General features: G+C 67.7%; 8 protein-coding genes and 2 pseudogenes. 4 read left to right on the forward strand and 6 right to left on the reverse strand.

What is annotated here, in order from left to right; genetic code table 11:
• Positions 1-581 (forward strand): ATP-binding protein (locus G6R13_RS11940; RefSeq protein ID WP_163721769.1); only part of this gene is annotated, 581 nt, incomplete at its 5' end.
• A gap of 178 nt (positions 582-759) precedes the next feature.
• Here the strand turns inward: G6R13_RS11940 and G6R13_RS11945 are convergent.
• The 5 genes from G6R13_RS11945 to arsB form a co-directional block, all read right to left on the reverse strand.
• Positions 760-1,362, reverse strand: coding sequence for a cadmium resistance transporter (locus G6R13_RS11945; RefSeq protein WP_036341590.1), 603 nt, complete (start codon positions 1,360-1,362; stop codon positions 760-762).
• The gene (locus G6R13_RS11950; protein ID WP_010080053.1) at positions 1,359-1,718 is read right to left on the reverse strand and encodes a metalloregulator ArsR/SmtB family transcription factor; all 360 of its coding nucleotides are present in this window, start codon (positions 1,716-1,718) and stop codon (positions 1,359-1,361) included. Before G6R13_RS11950 ends, G6R13_RS11945 begins: the two co-directional genes overlap by 4 nt.
• A 98-nt stretch (positions 1,719-1,816) precedes the next feature.
• On the reverse strand, positions 1,817-3,154 hold the full coding sequence (locus G6R13_RS11955) for an FAD-dependent oxidoreductase (RefSeq protein WP_163721771.1): 1,338 nt from the start codon (positions 3,152-3,154) through the stop codon (positions 1,817-1,819).
• Between the two features lie 28 nt (positions 3,155-3,182).
• Positions 3,183-3,611, reverse strand: a complete 429-nt coding sequence (locus G6R13_RS11960) for a low molecular weight phosphatase family protein (protein ID WP_002855764.1) — start codon at positions 3,609-3,611, stop codon at positions 3,183-3,185.
• A 23-nt stretch (positions 3,612-3,634) separates the two neighbouring features.
• A complete protein-coding gene (gene arsB, locus G6R13_RS11965; RefSeq protein WP_036381392.1) occupies positions 3,635-4,726 on the reverse strand; it encodes an ACR3 family arsenite efflux transporter in 1,092 nt (363 codons plus the stop codon).
• A gap of 81 nt (positions 4,727-4,807) precedes the next feature.
• On the opposite strand from arsB, the gene G6R13_RS11970 reads away from it, so the two are divergent.
• A complete protein-coding gene (locus G6R13_RS11970; protein WP_010080056.1) occupies positions 4,808-5,173 on the forward strand; it encodes a metalloregulator ArsR/SmtB family transcription factor in 366 nt (121 codons plus the stop codon).
• 84 nt (positions 5,174-5,257) lie between these two features.
• Positions 5,258-5,455, forward strand: a pseudogene (locus G6R13_RS11975) (ISL3 family transposase); the annotation flags it as partial.
• On the opposite strand, the pseudogene G6R13_RS11980 reads toward G6R13_RS11975, so the two are convergent.
• Positions 5,452-6,000, reverse strand: a pseudogene (locus tag G6R13_RS11980) (integrase core domain-containing protein); the annotation flags it as partial. The pseudogenes G6R13_RS11975 and G6R13_RS11980 overlap by 4 nt on opposite strands.
• 125 nt (positions 6,001-6,125) lie before the next feature.
• Here G6R13_RS11980 and G6R13_RS11985 point away from each other — a divergent pair.
• Positions 6,126-6,394, forward strand: a 269-nt coding sequence (locus tag G6R13_RS11985) for a transposase (protein WP_205521370.1), incomplete at its 3' end; no start/stop codon positions are given.

A 6,394-nucleotide genomic window follows, 5' to 3' on the forward strand; every position in this document is an offset into this window, starting at 1 on the left:
CCCGGCGCAAGGCCGCCGGGTTCCCCACCGGCAAGACCTTCACGACCTGGGATCCGGGCGCCTCCTCGATCCCGGCCCCGACCCAGCAGTCCCTGCGCACCCTGGAATGGCTCTCGCGCAGAGAGAACCTCGTGGTCTGCGGGCCCTCCGGCACCGGCAAGACCTTCTTCCTCGAGGCCCTGGGCCAGCAGGCCGTGGAGGAGGGCAAGCGGGTGGCCTGGTTCACCCTGGAGGACCTCGGGGCGATGATCCGGGCCCACCGGCCCGATGACACCATCACCAAAGCCGTCGCCCGAATCCTGCGCGCCGACCTGATCGTCATCGACGACATCGGCCTGCTGCCGGTCGCCGACGATGCCGCCGAGGGCCTCTACCGCATCGTGGACGCCGCCTACGAGAAACGCTCCGTAGCGATCAGCTCGAACCTGCACCCGGCCGGCTTCGACGAGCTGATGCCCAAGACCCTGGCCACCGCCACCGTGGACCGGCTCCTGCACCACGCCCACGTGTGCCAGACCACCGGAGACTCCGTACGGATGACCCAGGCAATGGCCGGGAAGGGAGTCATGCCACTGAACTGATCCCATCACGGTGGCCAGCACCACCACCCAAACGGGCAAACCAGCTGGCCACCAGTGGGCAGTTCTGATGGCCACCAGCGGGAAGAAACACTGGCCGCCTATGGGCAGAACTCAATGGCCCTTGACAGAACCGAGAGGGGTGCGCCCGGTCGGGGCCGTTTGGATCGCTGCCGCTACGTCAGAGTCCGAAGGCTCCGCCGCTGACGAGGATCACGATGCCGAGGCCGATGAGAACGATGGGGAAGAGGATGTTCTCCCAGCGTTCGAGCACTTCGGCGATCGGGGGGCGGGTGGCGACGAACTTTGCCAGGGCCACCAGGACCGCGACGAGCGCGAGGAAGACGATGCAGTAGGCGACTACTGCGAGAGGTTCCACGCTGAGGAAGACAGGGGTGTAGACGCCGATGTTGTCGCCGCCGTTGGCAAGGGTGACGCCTGCGACTGTCCACACGCCGACCTTCTTGCCGGCAACCTTGGCCTCGTCGTCATCGTCGTCATCGTCTCCGCGCCAGGCCTGCCATGCGGCCCAGAGGCCGAGGCCCAGAGGGATGAGGCCGAAGTACGGGATGGCTGCCGGGGGCAGGAATGCTCCGGCGCCGATGGTCACCAGGACCGCGGCACCGAGGATGCCGGCGAATCCGAGGTACTGGCCGGCCAGAATGCGGGCGGTAGTGCCGCGCTGGCCTGCCCCTCGCGCGAAGAAGAGGGAGAGCACGATGATGTCGTCGATGTTGGTCGCTGCGAACAGGCCCATCGCCTGCAAGACCGAGGTGAGGCTCATGCGCCCTCCCCAGCTGCGTCGCATCCGGGAAGCGAGCAGGCGGGATCGATGCACGGAGCACTCTCATCCACCGCGAGGGTGACCTCGACCAGAGCAGTCAGCGCCCGCGCCAGGTGTGCATCGGCGATCTCGTATCGGGTCTGGCGGCCCTCGGCCACGGCGACCGCGATCCCGCAGTCCCGCAAGCACGCCAGGTGGTTCGACACGTTCGACCGGGTCAGCCCCAAGTCTCGCGCTAGTTCGGCCGGGTACGCCGGCCGTTCCAGCAAGGTCATCAGGATCCGCGACCGGGTGGGGTCGGCCATCGCTCGGCCCAACCGGTTCATCACATCAACACGAGAGGCGATAGTCAGCATTCACTGAACTATACAGTATGAGCTGAACTTACAGTGTCGCCTCGTAAAGCTATACCCCAGCGGGGCGGCACAGAACGTCGTGCCGTCCCGCTGTTTGCTCATCGGCCGACGGGGAGCTCGATCAGTTGCGGGCTGCTGCAGCAGGCGTCGCCGGCTGTGGCTGGGGCGTCGCAGCCGCCGCCGAGGTCGGTGGTGCATACGCCGGTCTCGGGTAGTTCGAGGTGGACTGCGTCGGCTGCTTTGCGGTCGCCGGCCAGGGCTGCTGCGATGGAGCGGACCTGTTCGTAGCCGGTGGCCATGAGGAAGGTGGGGGCGCGGCCGTAGCTCTTCATCCCCACGATGTAGAAGTTCGTCTCCGGGTGGGCGAGGACTCGCTCACCGTGAGGCTCGACGGATCCGCAGGAGTGGAACTCGGGATCGATCAGCGGCTCCAGCTGGGACGGTGCTTCGACGGCCGGGTCCAGGGCCAGGCGGAGTTCGGAGAGCATTCCGAGATCAGGGCGGAACCCGGTGGCGGGCACCAGCACATCGACGCTCACTTCTCGCTCCCCGTCCGGGGTCACAGCGTGGACGGTCAACGTGTCGTCGGCTCTGAAGCGAGTGATGGTGAAGGAGGTGAGGACCGCGATGCGTCCGGAGTCGACCAGCTGGCGCAGTCGCGAGCCGAGCGCTCCTCGGGCTGCGAGTTCGTCCTGGTCGCCGCCCCCGTAGACGCGGGTGAGGTCTGCGGTGCGAGCGGCCCACATGATGGTGGTGTCGGCCTCCAGGTCCGCGAGGTCCAGCAGGGTATTGGCGGCTGAGTGGCCGGCACCGGTCACCATGACTCGCTTGCCGGCGAAGCGGTCACGGTCGCGGCCCTGCACGTCAGGCAGCGGCGCGGTGATGTGGCCCGCGGCGCGGGCCTGCTGCTCGCCGGGAGCAAGGAGCCCGGCCTGTCCGAGGGGGTTGGGCGTGGACCAGGTGCCGGAGGCGTCGATGACCGCGGAGGCGAGCACGTCTTCGCTGTGCCCGTCGGTGGTCTGGATCCGGACGAGGAAGGGGGTCTCCTCGCGGCGTGCGGTGCGGGTCTTGTCGATGCCGGCGCGGGAGACGGCGGTGACCCGCGCCCCGTAGCGGATCGACTCGGCGAGCTGGGGAAGCTGCGCGAGCGGTTCGAGGTAATGCTCGCGCAGTTCGTGACCGGTCGGGAGAACGTCGGCGTCGGGTGCGGTCCAGCCGGCAGCTTCGAGGAGACGCTGTGCGGCGGCGTCGAGGTTGTACTGCCACGGCGAGAAGAGCCGCGTGTGCCCCCACTCGGCGATCGCGGCTCCTGCCGCGGTCCCGGCCTCGAGGATCAGGAACGGCAGGCCGCGCTCAGAGAGGTGGGCAGCGGCGGCAAGGCCGATGGGGCCAGCGCCGATGACGACAATGGGATGTGAGTTCGTTGCGGTGGTCAAGATGATGAGTCTCCTTGCTGCGGGGCGGTCAGTTCGCGGTGCCGGTGAGGTCGGTCAGGAGCTTGCGGACGTGGGTGTCGATGTCGTCGCGGACCAAGCGCATCCGCTCCATCCCTTCGATGCCGCGCTGAGAGGGCTCATCGGTGTGCCAGGTCGTGACCGGCGCGGTCATGCCCTCGACGGGTTTGATGACGGCTTCGTCGCCGATGACGATCACGTGGTCGACGCTTCGCAGCAGCTCGGGGGTGACCGGCTGCGGGACGGCGGAGGACATGTCCGCGCCGACCTCGGCGATCGCCTCCGCGGACTGGGCGTTGATGGCGGTGCCCGGGCGGGTGCCGGCGGAATGCACGTCGACCTCATCCCCGGCGTGATGGCGCATGAGGGCGGCGGCCATCTGGGACTTGCCGCCGTTCTTCACGCAGACGAACAGGACTGAAGGGCGCTTCGTGGTCATGGCGAGGGGATCCTTCTGTGGGGTCATCGGGTGGGGGCGGTGGTGTCGCCGGGGAACAGGCGCCGCCCCATAGCGAGGGCGACGTAGACGAGGGCGACGAGGACGGGGACTTCGATCAGCGGGCCGACGACGCCGGCGAGGGCCTGGCCGGAGGTGACTCCGAAGGTGCCGATGGCGACGGCGATGGCGAGCTCGAAGTTGTTGCCCGAGGCCGTGAACGCGACGGTCGTGGACTTCGCGTAGTCGAGGCCGATCGCGCGGCCGAGCAGGAAGGACCCCAGGAACATGACGACGAAGTAGACCAGCAGCGGCAGGGCGATGCGGGCCACGTCCCCCGGTGCGGAGATGATCGCGTCGCCCTGGAGGGCGAACAGCAGCACGATGGTGAACAGCAGCCCGTACAGCGCCCAGGGGCCGATCTTCGGGAGGAACCGCTCCTCGTACCAGGTCCGACCCTTGGCTCGCTCACCGAGGATGCGGGTCAGGAACCCTGCGACCAGCGGGATCCCGAGGAAGATCAGCACGCTGAGGACGATCGCGCCGATCGAGAACTCGGCCGACGTGGTCGGCAGCCCCAGCCAGGATGGCAGCGCCTGGAGGTAGAACCAGCCCAGGGCACCGAAGGCGATCACCTGGAAGACGGAGTTGATCGCGACCAGCACCGCGGCTGCTTCTCGGTCACCGCAGGCGAGGTCGTTCCAGATGAGGACCATCGCGATGCAGCGTGCGAGTCCGACGATGATCAGGCCGGTGCGGTACTCTGGAAGGTCGGCCAGGAAGATCCAGGCCAGGGCGAACATGAGTGCCGGGCCGACGATCCAGTTCAGCACCAGCGAGGTCACCAGCAGGCGTCGGTCCGCGCCGATGCGCCGGGTCTCGTCGTAGCGGACCTTCGCCAGGACCGGGTACATCATCACCAACAGTCCGATCGCAATGGGCAGGGACACGGATCCGATCTTCACCGCCTCCAGCGCGGTGTTCAGGCCGGGGATGAACCGTCCCAGCAGGAGACCCACTGCCATGGCGGCCAGGATCCACACCGGGAGCCAGCGATCGAGGAAGGACATCTCCTTCATCACGCGGGGCTGCTCCACATCCTTGGTGGTCGTACTCATCGGGCTTCGACACCTTCCATCGACGGATATCGATGCGAACGCTATGCTTCACATCGATGACTGTCAATGTAAGGTGGGGGCATGTCCACGACGACCGCGATCACAGCTGCCGGGCTCGAGACGATGAACGGCCCTGAGGAGTGCTGCACGCTCTCAGCGGGGCCCGTCGACAGCGTCGAGGCCGAGAGGATCGCGTCCTTGCTCAAGGCGCTTTCCGACCCGACCCGTCTCCGGCTTCTGTCCCATGTCGCTGCTCAGGGCTGCAATTCGGTCTGCGCCTGTGATCTCACCGAGCCGCTGGGCATCAGCCAGCCGACCGTGAGTCACCACATGAAGAAGCTCGTCGACGCTGGCCTGCTCACGCGCGAGCAGAAGGGCCGCTGGGCGCACTACTCCGTCGTGCCGTCGGCCTTCGCCGAGCTCCGTTCCTTCCTCGACATCGCCTGAACCCCCACCGCCGACTTTGGAGATCCTCCTGACCGCACGGCCCAGTGTCCAGGTCTTCTGCGTCCACAACGCCGGTCGCTCGCAGTCCGGTTAGCCGGCGACGCGTTGGTCCGCTGCCACCGCCGGGTCCAGCAGGACCTGCATGGCCACCGCGGCCGCACGGGCGACCCGCTCTACTCCGCCCGTCGAACCCTGCACGCCGGAACCGGGTTGCTCACCGACAAGCAGAGGGCCCGGCTCGAGGCCACTTGGGGGACCTGCCAGCGGATGATCAGCGCCTACCTGTAGGAGGTCATGACGTTGTTGACTCGGGTCGGTGCCAGTGAGGCCGGAGGAGCGTCTCCGCAGGAGGTATGAGGCCGATGGTAGTTGTAGTGGTTCACCCACACCGCCAGGGCCTCACGCCGGGCCGTCTCTGAGGAGTACGGGCGGGCGTAGAGGACCTCATCGACCATCAGCCGGTTGTACCGTTCGACCTTCCCGTTATGGCGCGGGGTGTAGGGGCGGATCCGGTGGTGCCGGCCCCCGAGCGAGACCACCTTGGCGGTGAAGTCCACGGCCCGGTAGTTGTTCCCGTTGTCCGTGATCACCCGGTCCACGGTGATGCCGTGGGCGGCGAAGAACGCCCTCGCCCGGCAGAAGAACCCGATCGTGGTCACCGTCCGCTCATCCTCCAACGCCTCGGTGTAGGCCAGGCGGGTGAACCCGTCGATCGCCGAGTGCAGGTAGGTGTAGCCGACCCGTCGGCCAGGCCCGCGCTTGGCTGCTCGCGCGTTCTCGGAGTCCCGTCCGTGAGCACGCCAGCCGCCCCCGTCAGGGATGCGCCCGAAGTTGAGTCCCTGATAGTGGTGTAACCCTCCCCGGTCGCCAACACCGTCCCCTTCACGGACGCGGTCACCGTGGGAGCCTTCGAGCGAACCTTCCACAGCACTCTCGAAAGGACATCACCACGATGACCGCTCCACACATTGTCGACCCTGAACGCCTGCTGCGCGAAGCTCTCGGGGAGGCCTCCCCAGACCTGTTGCGCCACCTGCTGCAGACCGTGATCAACGCACTGCTCTCCGCCGACGCGGACGCGGTCTGCGGCGCCGAGTACGGCCAGGCCTCCCAGAGCCGTACCGCACAGCGCAACGGCTACCGGCACCGACCCCTGGACACCCGCCCCGGCCCGATCGATGTTGCCATCCCCCAACTCCCGGCCGGCCCGGCACTCCCCGA

The sequence above is a fragment of the Micrococcus sp. Alg238-R198 genome, from assembly GCF_900537135.1.
Taxonomy (GTDB): domain Bacteria; phylum Actinomycetota; class Actinomycetes; order Actinomycetales; family Micrococcaceae; genus Micrococcus; species Micrococcus luteus.